General features: G+C 66.6%; 21 protein-coding genes. 14 read left to right on the top strand and 7 right to left on the bottom strand.

The window, feature by feature from the left end; translation table 11 throughout:
* Positions 1 to 2: 2 nt before the first annotated feature.
* Together rodA and VGK32_19200 are read left to right on the top strand one after the other, a co-directional pair.
* Positions 3 to 1,094 (top strand): rod shape-determining protein RodA, encoded by a 1,092-nt coding sequence (gene rodA / locus VGK32_19205; GenBank protein ID HEY3383897.1) that lies wholly within the window; start codon positions 3 to 5, stop codon positions 1,092 to 1,094.
* Positions 1,095 to 1,299: 205 nt separating this feature from the next.
* Positions 1,300 to 2,826, top strand: a complete 1,527-nt coding sequence (locus VGK32_19200) for an Rne/Rng family ribonuclease (GenBank protein HEY3383896.1) — start codon at positions 1,300 to 1,302, stop codon at positions 2,824 to 2,826.
* A gap of 311 nt (positions 2,827 to 3,137) precedes the next feature.
* On the opposite strand, the gene VGK32_19195 is transcribed toward VGK32_19200, so the two are convergent.
* From VGK32_19195 to VGK32_19175, 5 genes are all read right to left on the bottom strand, one after another.
* The gene (locus tag VGK32_19195; protein ID HEY3383895.1) at positions 3,138 to 4,145 is read right to left on the bottom strand and encodes a DUF4097 family beta strand repeat-containing protein; all 1,008 of its coding nucleotides are present in this window, start codon (positions 4,143 to 4,145) and stop codon (positions 3,138 to 3,140) included.
* A gap of 59 nt (positions 4,146 to 4,204) precedes the next feature.
* A complete protein-coding gene (locus VGK32_19190; GenBank protein ID HEY3383894.1) occupies positions 4,205 to 4,948 on the bottom strand; it encodes a zf-HC2 domain-containing protein in 744 nt (247 codons plus the stop codon).
* 8 nt (positions 4,949 to 4,956) lie between these two features.
* Entirely contained in the window at positions 4,957 to 5,502 is a 546-nt protein-coding gene (locus VGK32_19185) for an RNA polymerase sigma factor (protein ID HEY3383893.1), read from the bottom strand.
* Positions 5,503 to 5,692: 190 nt separating this feature from the next.
* Positions 5,693 to 6,067, bottom strand: a complete 375-nt coding sequence (locus VGK32_19180) for an MGMT family protein (protein HEY3383892.1) — start codon at positions 6,065 to 6,067, stop codon at positions 5,693 to 5,695.
* Positions 6,068 to 6,652: 585 nt separating this feature from the next.
* A complete protein-coding gene (locus VGK32_19175) occupies positions 6,653 to 8,338 on the bottom strand; it encodes an alkaline phosphatase family protein (GenBank protein HEY3383891.1) in 1,686 nt (561 codons plus the stop codon).
* 307 nt (positions 8,339 to 8,645) lie between these two features.
* Between VGK32_19175 and VGK32_19170 the strand changes: the two genes are divergently transcribed.
* The 11 genes from VGK32_19170 (at position 8,646) to VGK32_19120 (ending at position 20,256) form a co-directional block, all read left to right on the top strand.
* The gene (locus VGK32_19170; GenBank protein HEY3383890.1) at positions 8,646 to 9,944 is read left to right on the top strand and encodes a hypothetical protein; all 1,299 of its coding nucleotides are present in this window, start codon (positions 8,646 to 8,648) and stop codon (positions 9,942 to 9,944) included.
* Positions 9,945 to 9,985: 41 nt separating this feature from the next.
* A complete protein-coding gene (locus tag VGK32_19165; GenBank protein HEY3383889.1) occupies positions 9,986 to 10,384 on the top strand; it encodes a hypothetical protein in 399 nt (132 codons plus the stop codon).
* A 4-nt stretch (positions 10,385 to 10,388) separates the two neighbouring features.
* The gene (locus VGK32_19160; GenBank protein HEY3383888.1) at positions 10,389 to 10,730 is read left to right on the top strand and encodes a PilZ domain-containing protein; all 342 of its coding nucleotides are present in this window, start codon (positions 10,389 to 10,391) and stop codon (positions 10,728 to 10,730) included.
* 114 nt (positions 10,731 to 10,844) lie between these two features.
* Positions 10,845 to 11,912, top strand: a complete 1,068-nt coding sequence (locus tag VGK32_19155) for a sigma 54-interacting transcriptional regulator (protein HEY3383887.1) — start codon at positions 10,845 to 10,847, stop codon at positions 11,910 to 11,912.
* 193 nt (positions 11,913 to 12,105) lie between these two features.
* On the top strand, positions 12,106 to 12,849 hold the full coding sequence (locus VGK32_19150; protein ID HEY3383886.1) for a polysaccharide biosynthesis/export family protein: 744 nt from the start codon (positions 12,106 to 12,108) through the stop codon (positions 12,847 to 12,849).
* Between the two features lie 55 nt (positions 12,850 to 12,904).
* Positions 12,905 to 14,305, top strand: coding sequence for a hypothetical protein (locus tag VGK32_19145; protein ID HEY3383885.1), 1,401 nt, complete (start codon positions 12,905 to 12,907; stop codon positions 14,303 to 14,305).
* 47 nt (positions 14,306 to 14,352) lie between these two features.
* Positions 14,353 to 15,933: an XrtA system polysaccharide chain length determinant gene (locus VGK32_19140; protein ID HEY3383884.1), complete on the top strand. Its 1,581-nt coding sequence runs from the start codon at positions 14,353 to 14,355 to the stop codon at positions 15,931 to 15,933.
* Positions 15,933 to 17,015, top strand: a complete 1,083-nt coding sequence (locus VGK32_19135) for an AAA family ATPase (protein ID HEY3383883.1) — start codon at positions 15,933 to 15,935, stop codon at positions 17,013 to 17,015. The genes VGK32_19140 and VGK32_19135 overlap by 1 nt, the downstream gene beginning before the upstream one ends.
* A gap of 50 nt (positions 17,016 to 17,065) precedes the next feature.
* Positions 17,066 to 18,010 carry a CpsD/CapB family tyrosine-protein kinase gene (locus VGK32_19130; protein HEY3383882.1) on the top strand — a complete coding sequence of 315 codons (945 nt, stop codon included), beginning with the start codon at positions 17,066 to 17,068 and terminating at the stop codon, positions 18,008 to 18,010.
* Positions 18,011 to 18,016: 6 nt separating this feature from the next.
* Positions 18,017 to 19,414 (top strand): TIGR03013 family XrtA/PEP-CTERM system glycosyltransferase, encoded by a 1,398-nt coding sequence (locus VGK32_19125; protein ID HEY3383881.1) that lies wholly within the window; start codon positions 18,017 to 18,019, stop codon positions 19,412 to 19,414.
* Complete coding sequence (locus VGK32_19120) at positions 19,411 to 20,256, top strand: XrtA system polysaccharide deacetylase (protein HEY3383880.1); 846 nt, start codon at positions 19,411 to 19,413, stop codon at positions 20,254 to 20,256. Before VGK32_19125 ends, VGK32_19120 begins: the two co-directional genes overlap by 4 nt.
* Positions 20,257 to 20,268: 12 nt before the next feature.
* Here VGK32_19120 and VGK32_19115 read toward each other — a convergent pair whose 3' ends face one another.
* Positions 20,269 to 21,381: a glycosyltransferase gene (locus tag VGK32_19115; protein ID HEY3383879.1), complete on the bottom strand. Its 1,113-nt coding sequence runs from the start codon at positions 21,379 to 21,381 to the stop codon at positions 20,269 to 20,271.
* Positions 21,382 to 21,413: 32 nt separating this feature from the next.
* Complete coding sequence (locus VGK32_19110) at positions 21,414 to 22,583, bottom strand: IS4 family transposase (protein ID HEY3383878.1); 1,170 nt, start codon at positions 22,581 to 22,583, stop codon at positions 21,414 to 21,416.
* 332 nt (positions 22,584 to 22,915) lie between these two features.
* Here VGK32_19110 and VGK32_19105 point away from each other — a divergent pair.
* On the top strand, positions 22,916 to 23,252 hold a 337-nt coding region (locus tag VGK32_19105), incomplete at its 3' end, for a hypothetical protein (GenBank protein ID HEY3383877.1).

The following is a 23,252-nucleotide window of genomic DNA, read 5'->3' as shown; positions in this document are numbered from 1 at the left end:
CGATGTTCGAACGCCGGTTGTTCCACCACATCGACTGGCTGACGATCGCGGCGCTCGTGGCCCTCTGCGGCATGGGCGTCGTCATGATCTACAGCACGACCCACGGCGGGCCGAACGCGAACCTGTACATCAGGCAGCTCTACGCGATCGCCCTCGGCCTGCTCGCCTTCGTCGTGTGCCTTGCCGTGGACTACCGGTCGCTGGCCGAGAACTCCCTCGTGTTCTACCTGCTGGTGGTCGTGCTGCTCTTGGCCGTCCTGTTCGTCGGGACGACCGGGGGCGGCGCACGCCGCTGGCTCCCGCTCCCGCTCTTCAATCTCCAACCGTCCGAATTCGCCAAGATCTGCGTGGCGCTGACGCTGGCCAAGTTCTTCGACGACAGCCGGCGCGGCAACCCGTCGGTGCCCGATCTGGCGGTCGGCGCGGTGCTGACCCTCATCCCCTTCCTGCTGATCGCAAGAGAGCCCGACCTGGGCACGGCGGTCACGCTTCTCGCCATCTTCCTGGCGATTGCCTACCTCGCCGGGATGCGCATGCGCCTGTTGGGCATCCTCCTGCTCGTGGCCATCGTCGCGGCGCCGGTGGCCTGGCGCTACGCGCTGAAGGACTATCAGAAGAGCCGCATCTCGACGTTCATCGACCCGGAGCTCGACGCCCGCGGGGCCGGCTACCAGCAGATCCAGGCCCGGATCAGCGTGGGGTCCGGCGGAGTGTGGGGCAAGGGGTTCATGAAGGGCACGCAGGGCCAGTTGCGGTTCCTGCCGGTGGCCTGGAACGACTTCGTGTTCTCGGTGTTCGCGGAAGAGCAGGGACTGGTCGGCGTCATCGTCGCGCTCGGCCTGTACCTGTTCGTGATTGTCCGGGCGCTGGAGACGGCGCGGCTGGCCAAGGATCGGCTTGGCGCCTTCGTCGTCATCGGCGTACTGGGGGCGTTCGCCTTCCAGGTGATCTACAACATCACCATGTCGGCAGGCCTCGCCCCGGTGAAGGGACTGACACTCCCGCTGATGAGTTCAGGGGGGTCGTCGGTGATTGCGACACTGGCCGGCTTTGGCCTCATCCTCAACGTGAGGATGCGCCGGTTCACCAATTGACGGATTGGGGCCGATAAGACACACAGCAGGCGGACAAGGTGTCCGCCGGGGGATTTGGGGATGTCGGGATCACGCGCTGCGGGAATCTGCGAGCTCGAAGCCCGGACCGACGCCGCCTGGCTGGCGGCGCCGTCACGTTCGGCTTTGCTTGTGCTTCTCGCCTTCTGGCGCCTGATCGTGACGGCCCACTCGTGGAGCGAGTTGCATGAACAAGGAGATGATCGTCTCCTCGAACGGCCACCAGACCATGGTGGCGATTCTCGAGGACGACCTGGTGACCGAGATCTTCATCGAGCGCGAACGTCAGCGCGGGGTGGTGGGCAACGTCTACAAGGGGCGCGTGTCCAAGGTCCTCCCGGGGATGCAGTCCGCGTTCGTGGATATCGGTCTCGAGCGCGACGGCTTCCTCTACGTCACCGACGTCGTCAACACGATGGAGGAGTTCGACCGCCTCGAATCTGGTGACGACGAGGAGTCCGAGGACGAGGGCCGCCGGGAACGCGAAGCCGGAAGCAGCGCGAAGATCGAGGATCTCCTGCGCGAAGGCCAGGAGGTCATCGTCCAGGTGGCCAAGGAGCCCCTCGGCACGAAGGGAGCCCGGCTGACGTGCCACGTCACGATGGCGGGGCGGTTCCTCGTGTTCATGCCGACCGTCGACCACGTCGGCGTGTCCCGCAAGATCGAGTCGCGCGACGAACGGGCCCGCCTGCGGGGCATCGTCCGCGAGTTCCGCGAGCAGCAGGGCTTCATCGGCGGCGTCATCATCCGCACGGCCACCGCCGCCCGCCCGCCCGAAGACCTCATCGACGACCTCACCTACTTCCAGCGGATCTGGAACGACGTGCGGCAGCGGTCCGAGTCGGTCCGCGCGCCCGCGGTCATCTACCGCGAGCAGGGCCTCGTGACCAAGCTGCTCCGCGACCTGCTCACCGAGGAGTTCTCGGCCATCCGCATCGACGACCGCCAGGAGTACCAGCGCGTCCGCGAGATGGTGGACCGCGTGATGCCGGCGATCTCGTCGCGCGTGAAGCTCTACGACAAGCCGTTTCCCATCTTCGAGGAATACGGCGTCCAGTCCGAGGTGGACAAGGCGCTGAAGAGCAAGGTCTGGCTGAAGTCGGGCGGCTACATCGTCGTCAACCAGACCGAGGCGCTGGTGGCGATCGACGTGAACACGGGACGCTACGTCGGCAAGAAGAACGGCCGGCTGGAAGACACGATCGTCAAGACCAACCTCGAAGCGGTGAAGGAGATCGTGCGGCAGGTTCGCCTGCGCGACCTCGGGGGGATCATCGTCCTCGACTTCATCGACATGGAGGAGAAGAAGAACCGTCAGAAGGTGCTGCAGGCGGTCGAGCTGGAGCTGAAGAAGGATCGGTCGCCGTCGAAAGCGCTCGCCGTGTCGGATTTCGGGTTGATCATCATCACGCGGAAGCGGGTGAAGCAGAGCCTCGAACGCGTGCTGACCGAACCGTGTCCTTACTGTTCCGGCACCGGCACCATCAAGTCGAGCTCGACGATCTGCTACGAGATCCTCGAGCAGGTGCGGAAGATCGGACCGGAGCTCGACGGCCCCGGCCTCGTGCTGCGCGTGAACCCGGAGATTGCACGGGCGCTGCGCGAAGAAGAGAACGGCGTCCTGCTCGACCTGAGACAGGCCCTGAAGCGCGAGGTGACGCTGCGCCCCGATGCGCTGCTGCACCACGAGCAGTTCGATGTGATGGCGCTGTAGAAGTGCTACGTGAGGACGATAGCGCAGACGGGCGGCCGTGTGAGCGTTCACCTCGCCATCGGTCAGACCGCGCCGGGCGCAGCGAGCCGTCGAGGCGTCGCGGGGGCGATAGGTTGGAAACCAGCGCGAAAGCGCCAGAAATCCGCGTGGGGTGACGAAGTGGGGCCCCGCGCTTCCGCCGACAAATCGCTGGCGCGCTGGTTTCCCCGCGCGCCGAGCGGCTCGCGGTGGCCGGCGCGGTCTGACCGATGGCGAAGGCCGCAGAGGCGGACCGGCGCCGGGGAGCACACTGCCGGTCCCCGCCTTCCCGCCTACTTCCTGCTGATCGTGATGTCCCCGCTGAAGGCGTGCAGGATGAGCTGCGCGCTGCCGTCGCCGTGGATGCCGCGCAGGCCCTTGTGCCGGCCGCCGATGGACTCACCAGCCCGCAGCGTCACGGGCAGGTCCGACCGCACGTTGCCGCTGAAGGTCTGCGCGTTGAGTTCGAATCCCGGGTCGCCGGCGAGCATCAGCCGAATCTCGCCGGAGTGCGACTGCATCTCGTAGCGCCCGTTCCTGGCCAACGTCCCCGAGAAATCGACGTCGCCGCTGATCGACTTCACGGTCGCGCGATCGCACGAGACGTCGGTCAACTTCAGCTCGCCACTCACCGTGTCCGCGTCCAGGCTGCGCACCTTCGCACCGGTGACCGTGACGTTGCCGCTGATGCTCGAGGCGGTCAACTCGGCCTGCGTGGACACGCCGCTCAACGTCACCTCGCCCGACACGGACTTGATGAGCGACGCGCCGAGCGCGCCGGTCGCCGACACGTCGCCGCTGACACTTTCCAGCCGCAGCTCGCCGCGAATACCGCTGATCCTGATGTCGCCCGACACCGAGTGCGCGATGACCGCCGTGCCCGGAGGCGCGGTCACCCGGTAGTCCACCGACGCGTGGTTGTTGCGGCCCGTGTAGGTCGTTCTCACCTCGACGCGCCCCGCCCGCTCGACCATCGTCACGGTGGTGCGGGCGAACTCGTCCCTCGCGTCGCTGTCCCGGGTCTTCTTCGTCGCGTCGATCGTGATCGTATCGCCCGCGGCCTCGGTGATGACCATGTCCCCCGAGACGTTGCCGATGTCGAGCGTGCCGTTCGCGCCGATGCGGAACGTCTTGCTCGTCTTCTCGATCTGCTGGGGGCCCATCCGCGCCTCGTAGCTCGCACGCCAGCTGCGCGCGTTCCACCTCGAATGGTCCGTCGCCCCGGCGACGCCCGCGTGGAGCGGAAGCGGGAGGGCGACCATCGACACGACGGCTGCCACACCGATGAATGAGCGATGCATAAGAACCCCCTGCGATACCAATCCGTTGAACCCCGGCACACCGCGCCGGCGCCGGCCACTCATGACTTGCCGAGACTGCCCACGATCGTTGCCGCGCCGGTCTGGTTGCCCTTCCGCATCTCGTTCACGAGGGCGATGGTGTCGCGCAGCAGGCCGACCTTCCGCTGCAGCGCCTCGAACAACGTGGCCTGCGCGACCTCGCTCGTGGGCTGCGCTTTCAGGGCCGCGCGGCTCTCCAGGATGGCCTGGTCGATGACACCCAGGCTCTTCCGGACGACCGCTTCGGTCTTCGGGTCGAGTGCGGACCGTCCGTCCTTTGCCACCAGCTCGAGCGCCGCAATCGCCTTCTCGTAGTGCTTGTCCGCGGCATCCAGTTCCGACTCAACGGATTGGACGGTGTCGGTGGCCGTAACGTGCGCTGCCGGCTCGGCCTTCTGTTGGGGGCGCATCGCGAAGTAGCCGGCGAGCGAGGCCGCGAGGACGAGTGTCGCCGCGGCGGCAAGCGTGCCCCACGCCGGCCACCAGACAGGAAGCGTCCACCGAGAACGGCCCGGCGCTGGCGCTCCGTGCGCCGCGGCACGCCCTTCACGCTCCACGGCATCACCGACCCGGTGCCACAGGAACTCGGGCAGATCGACGCGCGGCAGCGCCCGGGCCGACTCGCGGATGTGCCTGAGATCGGCCAGCAGTTGGCGGCAGTCGGCGCAGTCGCGAACGTGCGATTCGACGCGCGTCCGGGCGTCTCCCTCGAGGCTCCCGTCGATCAGATCGGACAACGCTTGATGATATTCAGTGCAGGACACGAGCAGGCTCACTTCTGCAACGCCACGCGCATTTTCAACCGCGCCTTGTGGAGCAGCGACTTCGAGCTGCCCTCGGCAATTCCCAGCATCCGGGCGATCTCGTCGTGCTGGTACCCCTCGACATCGTGGAGCACGAACGCCGCCTTGTAACTCGGCGGCAGCAGCTCCATGGCTTTCTCGAGATCGAGCCTCGCGATGTTCGCTTCCACCGGACGACCGGGGTCCACCACCGGCGCGGCTCCCTCTTCGTCCAGCGAATCCGTCGCGCCGGCCATCCGCCCCTGACGGCTCCGCAGATGGTCGAGGCAGAGATTGACGGCGAGACGATACAGCCACGTGCCGATCGAAGCCTCGCCCTTGTACGTCCCGAGCTTGCGGAAGGCCTGGAGGAAGATCTCCTGAAGGAGGTCGTCCGCCTCGGCGCTGCCCGCCATCCGATAGGACAGATTGTAGAGCCGGGAGGCGTGCTGCCTGTAGAGGCCCTCGAACGCGTCCCGGTCACCGGCCAGGCATCGGGCCGCCAACTCCCGGTCTCCGGTCCCTGCCTCGCTCATACCATTAGACGGCGCCATGACCATTGCGCGTTGCCCGTCGGTAAACCCTGAACTCACGCGTGTTGCACAGGCCGGCAACCTGTGGACCGTTGCAGCACTGCATCGGACCCGGCGGCGAGACATGTAACACGACCGAATCGAAGGGTACTCGTTGTCGGCATTCGGTTTCGTCCGTCTACCGTCAATACGACTACGGTGCCGGCCGGGTTCGCCGGGCACCAGGAATCCACCGAACCTCGCGGAATCGGCGAATCCGTCGGCCGACCACGACCAGCCCTTCGGCGCGAAGCAGGGAACGCTTCAGCTCGGTCTGGCCTCCATAGCCTCCGAGGCCGCCGTCAGCCGAGACGACCCGGTGGCAGGGCACGTTCGCGTCCCGACACGTGCGCATGATATTTCCGACAGCCCGACAGGCGCGCGGTCGTCCCGCCATCGCCGCCACGTCGCCGTAGCTGGCCACCCGGCCGGGCGGAATCCTCCGGACCGAAGCCAGCACACGGTCCGAGAATCGCGACGGCCGCTCGCCGGCGCTGCTGCTGGCGCCGCGTGTCTTGGTTCCGGACATGGAGCCTGTCCCTGACATTGAAGAATCGGCCTCATTATCAACGATTTCATCGTCCGCATGTAGATTCTGCACCCTGAAGGGCGCAGATCGGACGGGTGCAACGGCCGGCTGGTGTGTCAATTCCGCACAATGCGCGGAAAAGCTCGATCCTCGACGACGGCGTGGCATTTGCTACCTGGTCCGCCATCGGCGCCTCCCCCAAGGCAGGCCGTCGCCTGAGCTTGCACACTCTGGCACTCCCACGAACAGCCCTGGACATGGAGACACCGAGCATGCCACTGGTGAACGTCACGGAGGTTGAAGCTCAACCCTGTCTGCCGCACGAGATGCTGGCAGAAGTCCGAGACGTGGGCGGCCGGATGATGCACCTGCTCGCCACTTACGACCGACTGGTGCAGGGACTGCTCGGCGCCGACGTGCCGAATCCGGATCCGTACGGCCGCCTTCAGTCGATCGGCCGTCAGATTGAAGAGGTCACCCGCCGCGTGCAGGAGATGCTGCTCGTTGCCCACGAGGAGCGTCGGGTCGAGGTTGATGCGGCGTTCGAGCGGGCCAGCAGGTTGCAGGGCTCGAGCCGTCTGGGTCTCATTGCTTCCTCGGGGCCGAAGGGGCCTGGCCCGGGGCGGGCACAGGCAGCAGGGCCTCGCCGAGCACGCGCCCGTCGGCAGCCGGCAGCGTGATGCCGCACAGGAAGGCGAGCGTGGGCGCGATGTCCACGGGCGCCGCCGGCGTGAGGAATTGTCCCTTCCTGATCCCCTTTCCCAGCAGGAACAGCGGAACGCGCAGGTCGTACCCGTACGGCGTCCCATGCGTCGTTCCCTTCGAACCGGCCCCGACGATCCAGTACGGCTGCGGCACGATGATGAAGTCGCCGCTGCGCCCCGGGAGGAACGTCGCAAGCGCCGCACGCTCGATCCGGTCCTCGGCGCTCGCGAAGGGATGATCCAATTCGTCCGACCGGAAGACCCGCGCCACACCCGGCATCGATCGCACGGCGTCCATCGCCGCGCGCATCGCCGCGGGATTCGCCTGCAGCCTCTCGAACACTCCCGGCTCGAAGTACAGATCGTTGTAGACCATGTGCGCGACGTGCTTGCCGGCGCCGAGCATCGGTTCGAGCGCCCGTTCGACCCGCGCCACGAGGTCGGCTGTCGGGATGCGCCCCGCGCTCAGTCCCGCCGCCGCGATCTGTTCGGGGATGGGTGCGACGCCGTGGTCGGCCGTCAGCGCGAGCACGTAGTTGGCGCGGCCGACCGAGCGGTCCAGGTGGGCGAGGAGCGACCAGATCGTCTGGTCCAGCCGTGCGAGGACGTCCTGCACCTCGTGGCTGCGCGGCCCGTACCGATGGCCCACGAAGTCGAGCGCCGAGAAGCTCACGGCCAGGTAGTCGGTGCCGCGGCCCCGGCCGAGTTTCAGCCTGTCGATCGACGTCTCCGCCAGTTGCCCCAGGAAGACGTCCGAGAACGGGCTCTCCACCCACGCCGTGTAGAAGTCGGCGTCGATCGTGTCGCCCGCCCCGCGCAGCACGTGCGGAAAGGTGCTGGCGTTGCCGGCCGGTGGGTTCTCGCCCGGCGCGTCGTCGGCATAGAGGTAATCGGAGTCGGGGAGGAGCTTGCGCCACGCCTTGCCGAACTCCGCTTCGACCGGGTGCGCCTTCACGAACTCGGCGACAAACGGCACCGGCGCGGCGCCGAAGAAAGACGAGGAGGCGAGCGACCGGGCGGCGGCGTTGAACCAGACCGCGACGTCCGCGCGGCGACCCGCCATCGTCGTCGCCGTGTAGTCCTTGACCGACATCGAGACGATGCGCGGCGGAACGGGCAGTTGGACGCGCAGTTCGTCCGGCAGTGCCGGCACCAGCAGATTCCGCGTGCTCGTGCCGCCTTTGGCGGGTGCCCCGTAGCTCACGAGCGTTTCCGCGGCATCGGCGACGCAGTTGACCGGCTTGCCCGTCGCCCGGTCCCACCACTGGTTCGACACGATGCCGTGCGTGTTCGGGAAGCTGCCGGTGACGATGGTGCTGTGGCCGACGCAGGTGACCGTCGTCATGTAGGGGTATGCGGCCTCGCGAAACCACGCGCCCTCGTCCAGCAGGCGGCGCAGGCCGCCGGTCCAGTGCTGGCCGAATTTCTCGATGTAGTCCGCGCGCATCTGATCGACGACGAGGATGACGACCAGCTTGGGAATGGGACGCGGGGTGGGGGGAGCGGCGGACAGAGGAATGACCACCAGCAGGATGGCGATCAGGACAACCAGGGTACGACGCGTCATCGGGTCTCCTCGCGGCCATCATCAGTCGGTTCTGACGGGCGTGTCAAGGCGCGGCCGTCGAGTCGTGGCCGGCGGTCCAGTGACGACTTTTGTCTGCTCAATGGTGGACTTTGCTCAGGCTCATCATTGTGACAGACCCCGCCTTGATTCCGTAAGTAGATGGTTACAAATGACTTATTTCAGACGCGTCGAGTCGGTGAAAGGCGGCCGGTCGTGGCCGTCTCTTTGCAGCGTTGAGGCCGGTGGTGTAGGATTTTGTCTGTCTGCCCTCGGAACCGGCTCGTACAGTGAGACAGAGAGACGAAGGGTGAGAGAGAACGACGAAGGCGATCGTCCCGGCCGGCTGTCCGCCGTGATGCGCTTCCTCGCGCACATGCGCGAGAGCGCAAGCGAGCAGGAGCTGGTCGAGGCGCTCATTCAGGCCGCCGCCGTGTGGTATGACCTCGACGCCCGCGCGTACCGCCGCGAGTTGAACGGACGGTTCGTGCTCGAGGCGTGGCTGCCTGGCGCCGACATGACGAACGCGCCGCACGAGCTCGACGTCCTTCCCCTCCTCTCGGCGGACGGGCCTACCCACATCTCGGCCATCGCGGAACTCGAGCAGCTCGGCTGGCAATCGGAGCAGGGCGAGCTGCTGCTGCTGCCGATCGTGTCCGGCGACCAGGTCCGGCGGTTGATTGCGGTGACCGGCGTCATCGAGCGGGAGATCGAGTCGACGCTAATCCTCGTCTGTCGGTCCGCGGGCACCGTGCTCGACCAGCTCGAGGCGCATCGGGCTCAGGAGATCGAGGCCCGCCTGGCTGCCCGCATGACCGCCATGCGCGGGAACTTCCAGGCGTGCGTTCGGGCGGTGATCGGCGAGTACGTCGCGGTCATGGACGCGGCTGGCGCGCGGGTGGTCGTGCGCCGCCAGATGGAGCGTCCCGTCACGCTGTACTCGACCGGTGGCGAAGCCTGGGCGACCGAACCCATTCCGTCGATCGATCCGGGCGCCGCCGAGTTCCACATGGATCGGATGGTGTTCGGCTTCGGCCTTGGCAATGAGGCCACCGCGGTGATTGAGTTGCTGGCCTCTCCCGACCGGCCGTTCTCGCTGGGCCGGGCGCGCACGGCGCGCGTGGGTGCCGAGGTGTTGCGCACGTGGCTGTCGGGCCTGTCGGTCGGCGCCTCGCAGCGCGGCGCCGACCCGCGCGTGCAGCAGGCGCCCGCATCGCCGCCCTTCGAGGAGGCGATGAAGGAAGAGCTGTCGCGCGCCACGCGTCTGAGCCTGAGCGGGGGCGTGCTGGTCGCGAGCGTGCCCGGGGCGAAGATCCCCGACCCCCGTGTGATGTCGGTGATCATCCAGACCGTGCGCGGTGAGTTGCGGTCGTCGGATCTGCTGGGCCAGTTGAGCACGGGGGAGATCGCGGCGGTGCTCGTTCGGACGAGTGCGGAAGGCGTGGCGATTGCCGCCGTGCGCGTCCGTCAGCGGCTCGACGCGCTCGCCCGCCAACGGCGCGTTCCACCGGTGGTCGTCGGGCACGCGCTCTATCCGGCCGGCGTCGGCGGGTCGCCCGTGGCGCTCGTAGCGCGCGCTCGCCGCGAGGCGGGCCTGCTCTTCAGCTAGGTCCGAGCCGAAAAGGGATTGGGGCAGAGATCGTGGCGGTCATGGCGAGTCGAAGCGCGAGGGAGATGACGCGGATGCCGTACAAGGAGCGACTGGGCGATCGGCGAGGAGACCTGCGGTTCGAGATCATCGGACAGCTCTGGGGCTCGCTCGACGCGGTGGAGTTGCTGCCTCTGAGGAATCTCGGGACCGGCGGCGCGCTGGTCGAATCGCGGCTCCCGCTGAAGCTCGAGGCCGTGCACGCGGTCCGGTTGATGTTCGAGGAAAAGGTCAACCAGCTCCAGGTGCGGGTGCGTCACGTGACTCCGATGGAGTCGACCGACGGCGAACGCTATCTGGTTGGGTTCGAGTTCATCGATCCTGGCGCATCGGCGCTCGAGCAGATTGATAGGATCGTGGCTGCCGGTCTCTGCGACCCGGCGGCGCGTTCGGAGGCGTAAACACATGGCTGAGGCCTTCCTCGAGCGGCGACGGGCACCCCGAATCTCGTTCTCGAACGACCATCGGATCGGGTTGCCGCTGTCGTTGACGGTGCGGCTGGTGGACATCAGCGCGGGTGGCGTGCTCATCTCGTCCACCCAGCCCATGACCGTGGGTCAGCGGGCGCGCCTGCACACCACGCTCGGCGCCGAGCCGTTCACTGTCGAGGTAGAGGTCCGCCGCGTCGCAGACGCCGGTGCCGATGCCAATGGTTCCGGGCGGTATCGCATGGGGGCCGCCTTCACGGCGCTCGACAGTACCGCCCGCCGGAGCATGGAGCACTTGTTCAGCGGCGAGGTGCAGTAGTGCCTCGCGGCGCGTTCGCCCTCCACACCCAGATGAATGGGCCGACGCCCCCGATGTCGGGGCAGCGGGTTTCGTCGCACGAACCCGTCAGATCAACGTCGGCCAGGTAGCGCAATGAGAAGCAACGGTCACGCACAGCTCCTTGGCACGAGTCTTCCGGTCCTCGACCTGAAGGCAGAGATCGAGCGGATCGCGCGATCGGACGCCAAGGTCCTGGTCACCGGCGAGAGTGGCACCGGCAAGGAACTGGTCGCGGTGGCCATTCACGCAGCCAGCCCTCGCGCCGCGCGGCCCTTCGTCCCGGTGAACTGCGCCGGGCTGCCCGAGACCCTGCTCGAGTCCGAACTCTTCGGCCACGTGAAGGGCAGTTTCACCGGCGCCTACCGCGACAAGCAGGGCAAGCTCGAGATGGCGGACACCGGCACGGTGTTCCTCGACGAGATTGGCGAGATGACCCTGCGGATGCAGGGGCTCCTGCTGCGGTTCCTCGAAACCGGCGAGCTGCAGAAGGTCGGCGCGGACCGCACCGCCGGCGTCGTCGACGTGCGCGTGATTGCCGCGACCAACCGCGTCCTGCCGGAGATGATCCAGCAGGGCACGTTCCGCGAGGACCTCTATTACCGGCTGAACGTCATCCACCTGCACGTGCCGCCGCTGCGCGACCGCAAGGGCGACATCCCGCAGCTCGCCGAGCACTTCCTCCAGCACTTCACGCGGAGCGGCTTGTACCCGGCCAAGACGCTGGCTCCCGACGCGATGGCCGCGCTGCTCGACTACCAGTGGCCGGGCAACGTCCGCGAGCTGGAGAACGTCATCGAGCGCCTGGTCGTGACGGGGCAGAACGAGACGATCACCGCCGAGGATCTGCCGATCGAGATCCGCACGCAGCACAACGTGATGATCCGGCCGAAGCGGGAACGGCGCCGGACCGTTGCCGACGACTTGTACAAGCGCCTGGTGGAAGGCCGCGAGTCGTTCTGGATGTCCGTGTACCCGCTCTACATGCAGCGCGAGATCACCCGCTCGAACGTGCGCGACCTGGTGCGCAAGGGGCTGGAAGAGGCGCGCGGCAATTACAAAATCGTCACGCGGCTGTTCAACATGGACACCCGCGACTACAAGAAATTCCTCAATTTCCTCCGCAAGCACGACTGCCAGTTGCCGTTCAAGGAGTACCGGTAGGAGCCTGCTTCCGCTACAGTTTAGGCTGGTTGGAGCCGATTACTCGAAGTAGCGGCGTGCGCGCAGGCGCACACGGTGCGTCCCGGTGCCGGTGGTGTATCGTCAGGGTTGGGCTCACAGTCCGGCTGCCGGGCTGTAAGTCACGGGGCGGAAGCGTGTCAGGCCGGGGACAAGCGTTGAGGACCGACCAGCCATGAAGCGAACGTTTTGCGTGCTCGTCATCGCCGCCTTCGTCCTTGCGGCCAGTTCCGGGCCGATGGCGGCCCAGGCGCAGTCCACCCCGCCGCAAACCGCGCCGCCTGTCGCGCCGCAAGTCAAGCCGCAGGTGCCCGCCAAGCAGGACCCGAAGAAGCAGGACACCAGGAAGCCCGACCCCAAGAAGGACGCCAAGACACCGGCCAAGCCGTCCGTCGCGCCGACGCCCATCGTTCGCGCCCCCGTCGTGCCGCCGCCGCCCGGCTACGTGATTGGCCCCGATGACATCCTGCAGGTCCTCTATTGGCGAGAGAAGGACGTGTCGGCCGAGGTCATCGTCCGGCCCGACGGGATGATCTCGCTGCCGCTCCTGAACGACGTCCAGGCCGCCGGCCTGACGCCCGAGCAGCTTCGCGACAAGGTGAACGAAGCGGCGAAGAAGTTCTTCGAGGACCCGAACGTCACGATCAACATCAAGCAGATCAACAGCCGCAAGGTGTTCATTACCGGCAGCGTGGCCAAGCCGGGCCCGTATCCGCTGACCGCCGCCACGAGCGTCCTGCAGTTGATCGCGATGGCCGGCGGCCTCACCGAGTTCGCCGACCAGAAGAACATCACCATCATGCGGACCGAGAACGGCCGGCAGCTGAGCTTCGCGTTCAACTACAAGGACGTGACCAGGCGCAAGAACCTGAAGCAGAACATCGAGCTGAAGCCGGGCGACACGGTCATAGTTCCATAGATAAGGAGGAAGGATGAAGGATGAAGGATGAAGGATGAAAAAGGAAGGAGGAAGGATGAAGGAGCACTCAGCACATAGCACCTTGTACCTGGCACTTCTCCACCTTCGCCGACCAGCCCTCATCCTCGTCCTCTCGCTATTCGTGTCTCTGCCGGTATTCGCCCAGCGTCCCCGTCCCGACCGTCCGTATCGGGGCCTCTTCGGGGGCAACGCGGCCGACCCGACGAGCACGCAGCAGTTCGATCTGAGCGTGTCGCTCTCCGGCGCCTACGACGACAACGTCTTCGCCGAGCGCGGCCAGAGTGTCACGACCGACCCCCGCTACCTGAAGAGCGGGGCGTACGGCAGCGGCAATCTCTCGCTCGACTACACGAAGAAGGTGGGGAAGGGCAGCGTGGACATGTCGGCGGGCACGACGTATCGCTACTACCCGACGATCAAGGAACTGAACGGCTTCTCCTACTTCGCGAGCGTCGGCTTCACCGCGAACCTGGGTCGCCGCACCACGCTCCGCGCGACCGAGAGCGGCAGCTACACGCCGTACTTTGCGTTCGGCCTCTTCCCGGGCCTGACGACGCGCCAGCCCGGGGAGGTGGCGCCGATCGATCCGCAGCGTCCGCTGGTGAGCCAGACCGCCGTCATGGCGTCTTCGTCCGCAGCGCTCGACCACCGGCTGACGCCGCGCTCGTCGCTGACCGCCGACTACAACTTCAGCTACACCGACTACCAGGCCCAGGCTCGGCCCTACACCAATTACGCGGCCGGCGCGGGATTCAGCTACCGCACCAGCCCGCGGTCGAGCATTCGCCTGGGCTACCATTTCCGACGCGCCACCCTCGGCTACGTGGCCGTGAACCGCCCGGTGGACTCGCACGACCTCGACATCGGCCTCGACTACAGCCGCCCGCTGTCGCGCTCGCGCAAGGCGACCATCGGTTTCAAGACGGGGTCGTCGGTCTACCGGAGCTTCGACCCTCTCGACGCGGCGTCCACGACGCCTGGCAGTACCGCGTCGGCGGCCGACCTGTACCGACGGACGCATTACACCGCGACTGGCAGCGCATTTCTGACCTGGCAGATCCGCCGCAGTTGGAGTGCGCGGGCCAATTACCAGCGCGGCCTCCAGTTCGTCGAGGGCTTCCCCGATCCGTTCTTCGCCGATTCGGTGTCCGCGATCGCCACCGGGTTCCTGGGATCGCGCTCGCGCCTCAACTTCTCGGCCGCGTACACGAACGGCCAGATGGGCATCACCATCAACGCGAGGCCCTACACGACGGCAAGCGGCGTCGCCAGCTACCAGGTGGCCTTGTCGCGCTCGATCGCGGTGTTCACGGAGTACGATTACTATCACTACCGGTTCGACCCGAGCGTGCAGTTGCCGTTCGGGATGAGCCGGAGCATGGATCGTCAGAGCGTAAAGGTCGGCCTGAACCTCTGGGCGCCGCTCCTCAGATAGGCGGCCTTTCCCCCTTCCCGCCTGACAGATGGTGAAGTGAGGTCCCTGTGCTTCCTGGCAAGAAATACACTCCCGAGGACATCCTCCAGCTCGCGTGGCGCCGGAAGTGGCTGATCGTCCTTCCGTTCCTCGTCGTCTCGGCCGGGACCGCGGCGGTCGCGTGGCGTCTGCCCGATGTCTATCGCTCCGAGACGCTCATCGCCGTCGTGCCGCAGCGGGTGCCGGACAGCTACGTGAAGTCCACCGTGACGACCAAGATCGAGGACCGGCTGGCGTCGATGAACCAGAAGGTGCTGAGCCGCACCTCGCTCGAGCGCGCGATCCTGGAGTTCAACCTCTACCCGCGCGAGCGCCGGCTGGGCCTGATGGAGGATGTCGTCGAGAGGATGCGCAACGACATCACGATCACCATCACGAACAAGGGCGAGGCGTTCCGGGTGAGCTACGTCAACCGCGACCCGCGGATGGCGATGCGCGTCGTGGACCGGTTGTCGGGCTGGTTCGTCGAGGAGAGCACGAGCGACCGCAACCTGCTGGCCCAGAACACGACGAACTTCCTGGGGACGCAGCTTGCCGACGCCCGCCGCCGTCTCGAGGAGCACGAGCGGCGCCTGGCCGAGTACAAGCAGAAGCACTCGGGCGAGCTGCCCAGCGAGATTGCCGGGAACCTGCAGATCCTCAACAACACGCAGATGCAGCTCCAGGCGATCCAGCAGTCGATGAACCAGGACAAGGACCGCCGCTTCCTGCTCGAGAAGGCCATCGCCGAGCTGTCGCACTCGCAGCAGATCGCGCCCACCGTCGTGGTGTCGGGTGACGATCCGACGAAGGTGTCTGGCGGCAACACCGCCGCGCAGCTCGAGGCGGCCAAGGCGCAGCTGCAGTTGCTGCAGCTCCGCCTCAAGGACGATCACCCCGACGTGCGCGGGATGAAGCGGACAGTCCGCGATCTTCAAGCCAAGCTGCAGGCCGAGGCGCTGCAGCAGCCGCTGTCGCCGGGCGTCGACGCGAGGCCAGCCAGCCCCGAGGAGGCCAACCGCGTGGGGCGCCTGAAGGCTGCGCAGACCGAGATGGAGATGCTCGACCGCCAGATCGCGACCAAGCTGGGGGAGGAAAAGCGCTTGCGAGGCGTGTTGGTCACCTACCAGGCGCGCGTCGAGTCCACGGCCGGCCGCGAGTCGGAACTGACGAGCCTGATGCGCGACTACGACACGCTGCGCAAGAACTACGACAGCCTGCTGGCCAAGCAGGAGGATTCGAAGGTGGCCGCCGCCCTCGAGGAGCGCGCCATCGGCGAGCAGTTCAGCACGATCGACCCGGCGCGCCTGCCCGAGAAGCCGATCAGCCCGAACCGGCCGATGATCGACCTGATGGGCGCCGTGGCCGGCCTCGGCCTCGGCCTCGGTCTCGTGGCGCTGCTCGAATACCGTGACAACAGTTTCCGGACAGACGACGAGGTCGTGCGGCTGCTGGCGCTGCCCGTGATGGCCGTGATTCCCCTGATGCTGAGCAGGGAGGAGCGTCGCCACCAGCGCCGTCGGGCGCTGATCGTCGGGTCCGTCACCGCGGTTGTCGTGCTCGGCGTGGCCGCCGGCGCCGTGTGGTTCGTGCTGACAACGCAACTGTGATGTACGAATCCTTCTACGGCCTCCGTGAACGCCCGTTCGACCTGACGCCGAACCCGCGGTTTCTCTTCCTCACTCCAGGGCACCGTGAGGCGTTGAGCAACCTGCACTACGGGATCACCGGCCGGAAGGGGATGACGGTTCTCGTCGGTGAGGCCGGCACGGGCAAGACGACGATCATCCGCGCGGCGCTCGCGGCGGTGGGGGGGCCGTCCGTGCGGTGCGTGTACATGAACAACCCCGTGCTGACGCGGGACGAGTTCTACGAGTTCCTGGCGCCGAAGTTCGGCCTGAGCGAGCGGGCGGCGACATCGAAGGCGCGGTTCCTGGCCGAGCTCGAGGACAGCGTGCTCGAGCGGCACGAGGCCGGCGGCCTGACGGCGCTGGTTCTGGACGAGGCACAGAGCCTGCCGCACGAGCTGCTGGAGGAAGTGCGCCTGCTCGCCAACTTCGAGACCGCCACCGACAAGCTGCTGCCCGTGGTGCTCGCCGGCCAGCCCGAGCTGGCCGTGCGGCTGGAGCAGGAGGAATTGCGGCAGTTGAAGCAGCGCGTGGCGCTCCGCTGCGACCTGATGCCGCTCGACCTCGGCGAGACCGCCGCCTACATCGCGGGCCGGATCGTGATTGCCGGCGGCGACAGCCCGCGGATCTTCAGCCGCGAGGCCGTGCACTTGATCTACGAGCGGTCGCGCGGCATCCCGAGGACCATCAGCGTGATCTGCGACAACACGCTGCTCTCCGGGTTCGCGCAGGGTGTGAAGCCGGTCGGATCGCACATCGTGCTCGAGGTGTGCCGCGATTTCCGCCTGCCGCCCCGGAAGGTGGCGGCGCTCGGCTCCCCGTCGACGGCCGACGCGGCGAAACCAGCGGGCCGTCCTGCCGCGTCGCGGACACTGCCCGCTCCGCCGGCCGATCAGGTGCTCGGTTCGGAAGCGCCCGCGCCCCTGACGCCCACCCCTGCGTCTTCCGCTCCCACTCCCGATGCCAAGCCCGCGCGGGAGACGCGGTCCGAGTCTCCTCACCGCATGCGGGATCGCGGGCTGTTCAATCACTACACGAAGAAGAAGCGGTTCGGGTTCTTTTGATGCACGTGGCGCCGGCCGCCGGGCCGGCCATTACCGACTGGTGTTGAGCGATGAGTCGTATCGAGGAAGCGCTGAAGCGGGCCCAGGCCGCGAAGGCGGGCGAACAGGCGCCCGGTGAGGCCTTTCAGGACCCCTGGACGTTCGAGGGTGCCGCTCCTGCGCCCGCCGGCCCTCCCGGCACTCCGGGCGAGGCGACGGTTGCCGCCGAGTTGCCCCCGCCCGGGTCACCGGCTCCGGCTTCGACGCCGGCCGCTGCCGCGACCGACGAGGCCACGTCAGGGCTCGCCCTGTTCCACGCCGTCAATCCGTCCGTCGTCGAGAAGGTCGTGGCGACGCCCGACATCCGCCCTGCGTTCGTCGAGCAATACCGCAAGCTGGCGGGCACGCTCCACCACCTGCAACTCGAGCGCAACGTGAAGGTGGTGATGGTCACGAGCGCGCTGCCGGGCGAGGGGAAGACGCTCACGGCGACGAACCTGGCGTTGACCTTCAGCGAGTCGTATCGCCGATCCGTGCTCTTGATCGACGCGGACCTGCGACGGCCGACGCTTCACGAGACCTTCCAGGTGCCGAACGTGGCCGGCCTCAGCGACGGCCTGCGCGCGGAGGCCGACCAGAAACTCGCGCTCGTGCAGGTGTCGCCGCGCCTGACGCTCCTGACCGCCGGCCGGCCCGATCCCGACCCGATGAGCGGCCTGACGTCGGGCCGGATGCGGCGGGTGATCGACGAGGCGATCGCGCGGTTCGACTGGGTGGTCGTGGACACGCCGCCGGTCGGCCTGCTGCCCGACGCGAAGCTCCTGGCCGCGATGGCCGATGGGACGCTGCTCGTGATCCATGCCGCCCGAACCCCGTACCAGCTCGTTCAGCGCGCCGTGGAGGCGATCGGCCGCGACAGGATCCTCGGCATCGTCCTGAACCGCGCCGAAGACCTGGCCGGCACCGGCGGCTACGAGTACTACAACTACTACGGCGGCTACGGCAAGAGAGAGTAGGGGCGTCTGGCGAAGATCTTCAAGCACCGCGTCTCGTGGCGCCTGTTCCTGCTGATCGGCGCGGAGAGCGCGCTCGTCATCGGGGCGGTGGTCCTGGCGGCGTGGCTGCGGCTGGGGCCCTCAGCGTGGGCCCTGATGGAGAACGAGGCCGGCTGGTGGAAGGCCGCGCTCGTGGCCGCGGTCTGCCAGTTGTGCCTGTACTACTCCGACCTCTACGACCTGCGGATCGTCGCCGATCGGCGCGAGCTCTTCGTCCGGGCGCTGCAGTCGCTCGGGGCCGCGTCGCTGATCCTGGCCGTCCTCTACTACGTGTTCCCCGAGCTCGTCCTCGGCCGGGGCGTGTTCTTCATCGCCGCGGCGTTTGCCGTCGCCATCATCATCGGCTGGCGGATGGCGTTCGAGTGGCTGGCCAAGCGGGCGCGTCCCGCCGAGCGGCTGCTGCTCGTCGGCACCGGCGTGGCGGCCGTGGGCCTCGCGTTGGAGCTTCACGATCGCCGGCAGGAACTGGGGGTGGAGATCGTCGGCTTCGTCGACCCTGACGGCCTGGGCGGGGAAGCCCCGCTCGTCAGCCCGGGCATCGTGGGCACGATCGACGACATCCCGCGGATCGTCCGCGACGCGGACGTGGACCGGGTCGTCGTGAGCCTTGCGGATGCGCGCGGCAAGCTGCCGATGGACAAGCTGCTCGACATGAAGCTGTCGGGCGTGCAGTTCGATCACCTGGCGACCGTCTACGAGGAATACACGGGCAAGATCGCCGTCGAGAACCTGCGCCCGAGCTGGTTGATTTTCTCTGAGGGCTTCCGCAAGACGCCGTCCCTGACGGCGGCGAAGCGGGCGGTGGACGTGGTGGCGGCAACGGTCGGCCTGCTGGTGGCGATGCCGGTCATGCTGCTGATGGCGTTGGCCATCAAGCTGACGTCGCCCGGTTCCGTGCTGTACCACCAAGTGCGGGTGGGTTTGCAGGGGCGCGACTTCAGGGTTCACAAGTTCCGGTCGATGCGGGCGGACGCCGAGGCCGCGACCGGAGCTGTGTGGGCGAAGGCCGGCCACGACCCGCGCGTGACGAGGGTTGGGCGGTTCCTGCGGCGCAGCCGGATCGACGAGCTGCCGCAGTTGTGGAACGTGCTCGTCGGCGACATGAGCTTCGTCGGCCCGCGCCCCGAGCGCCCCGAGTTCGTGCAGGACCTGACCAAGCAGATTCCGTTCTACGGCCAGCGCCACGTGCTGCGGCCAGGTGTCACCGGCTGGGCGCAGGTGCGCTACGCCTACGGCGCGAGCGTCGAGGACTCGATGGAGAAGCTCCAGTACGATCTTTTCTACATCAAGAACCTGTCGCTGGCGCTCGACGCGTACATCATCCTCGAGACGATCAAGACCGTGCTCATGAGGCGAGGGTCGTGACTTCCATTGTGAATGCCATGACCGTGGACGTCGAAGACTACTACCAGGTCTCCGCGTTCGAGTCGGTCGTGGACCGCTCTCGCTGGGACACCTACGAGAGCCGGGTGGAGGCCAACACCGACCGCCTGCTCGGGATCTTCGCCGAGTTCGGCGTCCACGCCACGTTCTTCGTCCTCGGGTGGGAGGCGGAGCGACGTCCGGGCCTGGTTCGCCGAATCGCGAGCGCGGGGCACGAGATCGCGTCGCATGGCTACGGTCACCGTCTCGTCTACGATCAGACGCCCGAGCAGTTCCGGGATGATGTGAGGAAGGGAAAGCGGCTGCTCGAGGATGTGACGGGGGCGGCGGTCGTCGGCTACCGTGCGCCGAGCTTTTCGATCACGAGGCGTTCCCTCTGGGCTCTGGACATCCTCATCGAGGAGGGCTACACCTGGGACGCCAGCATCTTTCCGATCCGCCACGACCGCTACGGGATCCCTGAGGCGCCCAGGCATCCGTACATGGTGCGCCCCGGACTGATCGAGGTGCCCGCGTCGACGATTCGCCTGGCGGGCCAGAACCTTCCGATCGGCGGCGGCGGGTACTTCCGGCTGCTGCCCTACCGGTGGACGCGCTTTGGAATCCGCCGTCTGAACGTCGTGGAAGGGAAGTCCGCGATCTTCTATCTCCACCCGTGGGAACTCGACCCCAGCCAGCCACGGCTCAACGCTTCGGTGCTGAGCCGGCTCCGCCATTACCGGCATCTGGACCAGACCGAGTCCCGTCTGCGTCGCCTGCTGTCCGATCTCCGGTTCGACTCGGTCGGTACCGCGGTCCTCTCCTTCGCGCCAGCCTCCCGATAGCCGGGCCGGCGTTCAACCTTGCCTCAGGTAGAGGCGCTCGTATCGGCGCGTCATCGTCTCCGCACTGAAGCGCATCTCAAACACCTGCCTGGCATTTTCAGCGAATCGACGACGCAGGCTCTGGTCGCCCAACAAGGTGGTGATGGCGTCCGCGAGGCCCTCCGGGTCGCTCGGCGGCACGAGCATGCCGTTCACACCGGTTTCGATCGCCGATGAAACCCCGCCAACATTCGTCGCGACAATCGGGCACCCGGCTGCCATGGCTTCGAGCAGCACCATCGGGAGCCCCTCCCAGAGTGACGGCAGGACATAGAGGTCGAAGACCTTCAGCAGCTCGGGCATGTCTGTCCGCGGACCAACGAACTTCACGTGCCCGGCCAGTTCCAGATGTTCTGCCTCCACCCGCAGGTCCTCCTCCAGCGGGCCTTCCCCGGCGACCACCAGGACGACGCGCGGGAAGCGTGCGACGACTTTCGGGAGGGCCTTGAGCAGGTAGGTGATGCCCTTCTGATCCGTGAGGCGAACGCCAATGCCGAGGACCACCGCGTCGTCCGGAATCCCAAGCTTCCGGCGCTTGGCCTCGCGATCGACCGGGATGTCGAACACCGAGCCGTCGATGCCGTTTGGAATCGTCTCGATCTTGCGCCCAGGGATCCTCTCGTATCTTTGGAGGTTCGCGGAGGTGTGTTCCGAAACTCCGACCACACGGTAGGCGAACGTCGCCATCACTCTCTCGGCCACCATGTAGCGCCGCTTGTCGGGAAAGTCCCGCGCATGATCCGTGTGGACGATAGTCCGGACACCGCTCAGCAGCGCGGCGAGCGTTCCGTCGATGAATGGCTGCGTGTTATGCGTGTGGATGACGTCGATGCGCTCCGACCGCAGAATTCGGGCGACCTTCAGGAACGACAGGTAGTCCGTCTTCCCGGTCTGAGGAATCAGGGTCACCGGGATGCCCAGTTGTTCGATGTTCGCGGTGAACGGGCCAAGAGCCCTCAGGCACAGGACTCGAACGTCGAACCTCGTTTGGTCGACCGCCCGGCACAGTGTCGCGACAACACGCTGGAGCCCGCCGATCTCCAGATCGTGGGTTACCTGAAGCAATCGGATCCTGTCTTGATTCATGAGGGGATGTGCTGCTGTCCACTGCTGTCCCGTTATAAGTCGAAGAGTGGCAATTGGTTACAGTCGGCGACTTCATCAATCTGGGAACCGACGTCGAATACAGCCATTGAAATGGGCGTTTTCTCGAATAGCGTGACGCTCAGGATTTGGAGAAGTTTGTAGAGACTGACGTCGAGCGCCAGACGTTTCTTGACGATGGCGACCAGCACATAGACCGAGAGGGCAATCCATATCTGGGTCTTCACCGCGTTCTCACTCGTGCCGTAGAACGCCTTGATTCGCAGGTGCTGCTTGATCCACTTGAAGAAGAGTTCGACTTGCCACCGCGCTTTGTAGAGTTGTGCGATCGTGATCGCGGGCAGCGCGAAGTTGTTCGTGAGAAACACCAGGCGCTTCTCCGTCTCGGGATCCAGATAGCGCACGCGGCGCAGTGGGTGCGGATAGTGCCGGCGGCTCTCCTTTGTCGCGAGGACGACCACGTGATCCGAGAGGAGCCCCGTCGTGAAGTCGACCGGTCTCGACGAATGCCGGATGAACCGGATGGCCGTCTTGGAGCGCGTCACGAAGAACGCGGCTTCCTCGACGAAGCGGGAGAGGCGCGCGAAATCGACGTAGCCACGATCCATCAGATAGATCGCGCCGGCTTCGAGGACGAGGGTGTCGAGGGCTTTCACATCGGGGCATTTTCCCGGGGTAATCTGCACCACCGTGGGAATCGCGCCGCGCAGGTCGAGCAACGTGTGCAACTTGATGGCGGCGTCGCGGCGGCGATAGTGGGCCCAGGGAAACACGGAGAGGCACAAGTCGATTGTCGTGGCGTCGAGTGCATAGACGGTATCGGCCAAGTCCATCGAGAGCGGTTCGTTCACGTAGAGATCCCGCGCCGTGCGGATCAGTCCCTGCGTGAAGTCGGCATAGATGCGCCAGTCGCGTGTCTCGTTCGCGCGGGCGAGCGTCGATCGCGCGACCCGCGCCCGAATGCCGACGTGATACAGCTTGGGTTGCACGGCGCGCAGGCACGCTTCGATGTCGCGAAGACTCTCGCGATACGTGAGTTGCGCGAAGGCCATGCATAAGAACTGGTTCCAACACGAGAAGCGCGAGGCCTTGTAGTCGCCGTGATACCGGTCGACGCACGTCTGAAACTTCCGTGGTGACAGATGGGTCATCAACTCCGCGAAGATCGTTCGGCCTGGCAGCATGGAGCATTCTGCCCCGAGGGCTCGAACGGGCGGTTCTCGGCCGAAATCTGCGATCCGCGAAAGATATCGTTGCGGTCGTAATCGGCGAACATCTCGTTCATCGTCAAGGGGTTACAGCGCTGTCACTCGACGATGACGGGACACTAGTGGCTGCTGTCCCACTGCCGTGCGTGATTCTATCAGTCGGGCCGCGACCGGACAACGCCCCTGGCCGGCGGCAAGCCATGCTCTATGCACACATGAGGAAAGCAGGTCGCGCTTCGGTAGGATAGTGGCGTGATGTCGCCCAACCCCGGTCGCGGACCGGAATCCCAACCCGAGCAGGCAAGAAGATGCTGACTACTGACGACATCGCTCGAAGGGCTCAATTCGACTTGCAGTCCGGGGATCTTCCGGCGCGACACTGCGAAGAGGCGCCGAACGGGTTTCTGACAGGCGGGGAAGCACCCCACCCGGCCAAGACGCTGTTCATTCTGGTCCTGGCGTATCTGTTCATTGACTACGGGCGACCGCAGGACACGATCCCTGGCCTCGGAGCACTTCGACCGGCGATGGTCGTCACTGTTCTGCTCGCCCTGGCACTACTCGGGAAGCGCGAGATGTGGGCGAGGAGCAGCGCGCAACTGTGGTCGGTATTCGCATTCGTTGTGATCCTGGCGGCGCATGTGC

This window comes from Vicinamibacterales bacterium, from assembly GCA_036504215.1.
GTDB lineage: Bacteria > Acidobacteriota > Vicinamibacteria > Vicinamibacterales > Fen-181 > FEN-299.
Note: the sequence above shows the minus strand (reverse complement) of the source record. Positions and strands in the feature narration are given on the sequence as shown.

Bases quoted from the DNA above. Each gene is read 5' to 3' on its own strand.
- VGK32_19185 (HEY3383893.1), bottom strand. From the start codon at position 5,502: ATGAGCGAGGCAGGGACCGGAGACCGGGAGTTGGCGGCCCGATGCCTG.
- VGK32_19135 (HEY3383883.1), top strand. From the start codon at position 15,933: ATGTACGAATCCTTCTACGGCCTCCGTGAACGCCCGTTCGACCTGACG.
- VGK32_19195 (HEY3383895.1), bottom strand. From the start codon at position 4,145: ATGCATCGCTCATTCATCGGTGTGGCAGCCGTCGTGTCGATGGTCGCC.
- rodA (HEY3383897.1), top strand. From the start codon at position 3: ATGTTCGAACGCCGGTTGTTCCACCACATCGACTGGCTGACGATCGCG.
- VGK32_19180 (HEY3383892.1), bottom strand. From the start codon at position 6,067: ATGTCCGGAACCAAGACACGCGGCGCCAGCAGCAGCGCCGGCGAGCGG.
- VGK32_19200 (HEY3383896.1), top strand. From the start codon at position 1,300: ATGAACAAGGAGATGATCGTCTCCTCGAACGGCCACCAGACCATGGTG.
- VGK32_19150 (HEY3383886.1), top strand. From the start codon at position 12,106: ATGAAGCGAACGTTTTGCGTGCTCGTCATCGCCGCCTTCGTCCTTGCG.
- VGK32_19110 (HEY3383878.1), bottom strand. From the start codon at position 22,583: ATGCTGCCAGGCCGAACGATCTTCGCGGAGTTGATGACCCATCTGTCA.
- VGK32_19165 (HEY3383889.1), top strand. From the start codon at position 9,986: ATGGCGAGTCGAAGCGCGAGGGAGATGACGCGGATGCCGTACAAGGAG.
- VGK32_19130 (HEY3383882.1), top strand. From the start codon at position 17,066: ATGAGTCGTATCGAGGAAGCGCTGAAGCGGGCCCAGGCCGCGAAGGCG.
- VGK32_19145 (HEY3383885.1), top strand. From the start codon at position 12,905: ATGAAGGAGCACTCAGCACATAGCACCTTGTACCTGGCACTTCTCCAC.
- VGK32_19115 (HEY3383879.1), bottom strand. From the start codon at position 21,381: ATGAATCAAGACAGGATCCGATTGCTTCAGGTAACCCACGATCTGGAG.
- VGK32_19160 (HEY3383888.1), top strand. From the start codon at position 10,389: ATGGCTGAGGCCTTCCTCGAGCGGCGACGGGCACCCCGAATCTCGTTC.
- VGK32_19155 (HEY3383887.1), top strand. From the start codon at position 10,845: ATGAGAAGCAACGGTCACGCACAGCTCCTTGGCACGAGTCTTCCGGTC.
- VGK32_19175 (HEY3383891.1), bottom strand. From the start codon at position 8,338: ATGACGCGTCGTACCCTGGTTGTCCTGATCGCCATCCTGCTGGTGGTC.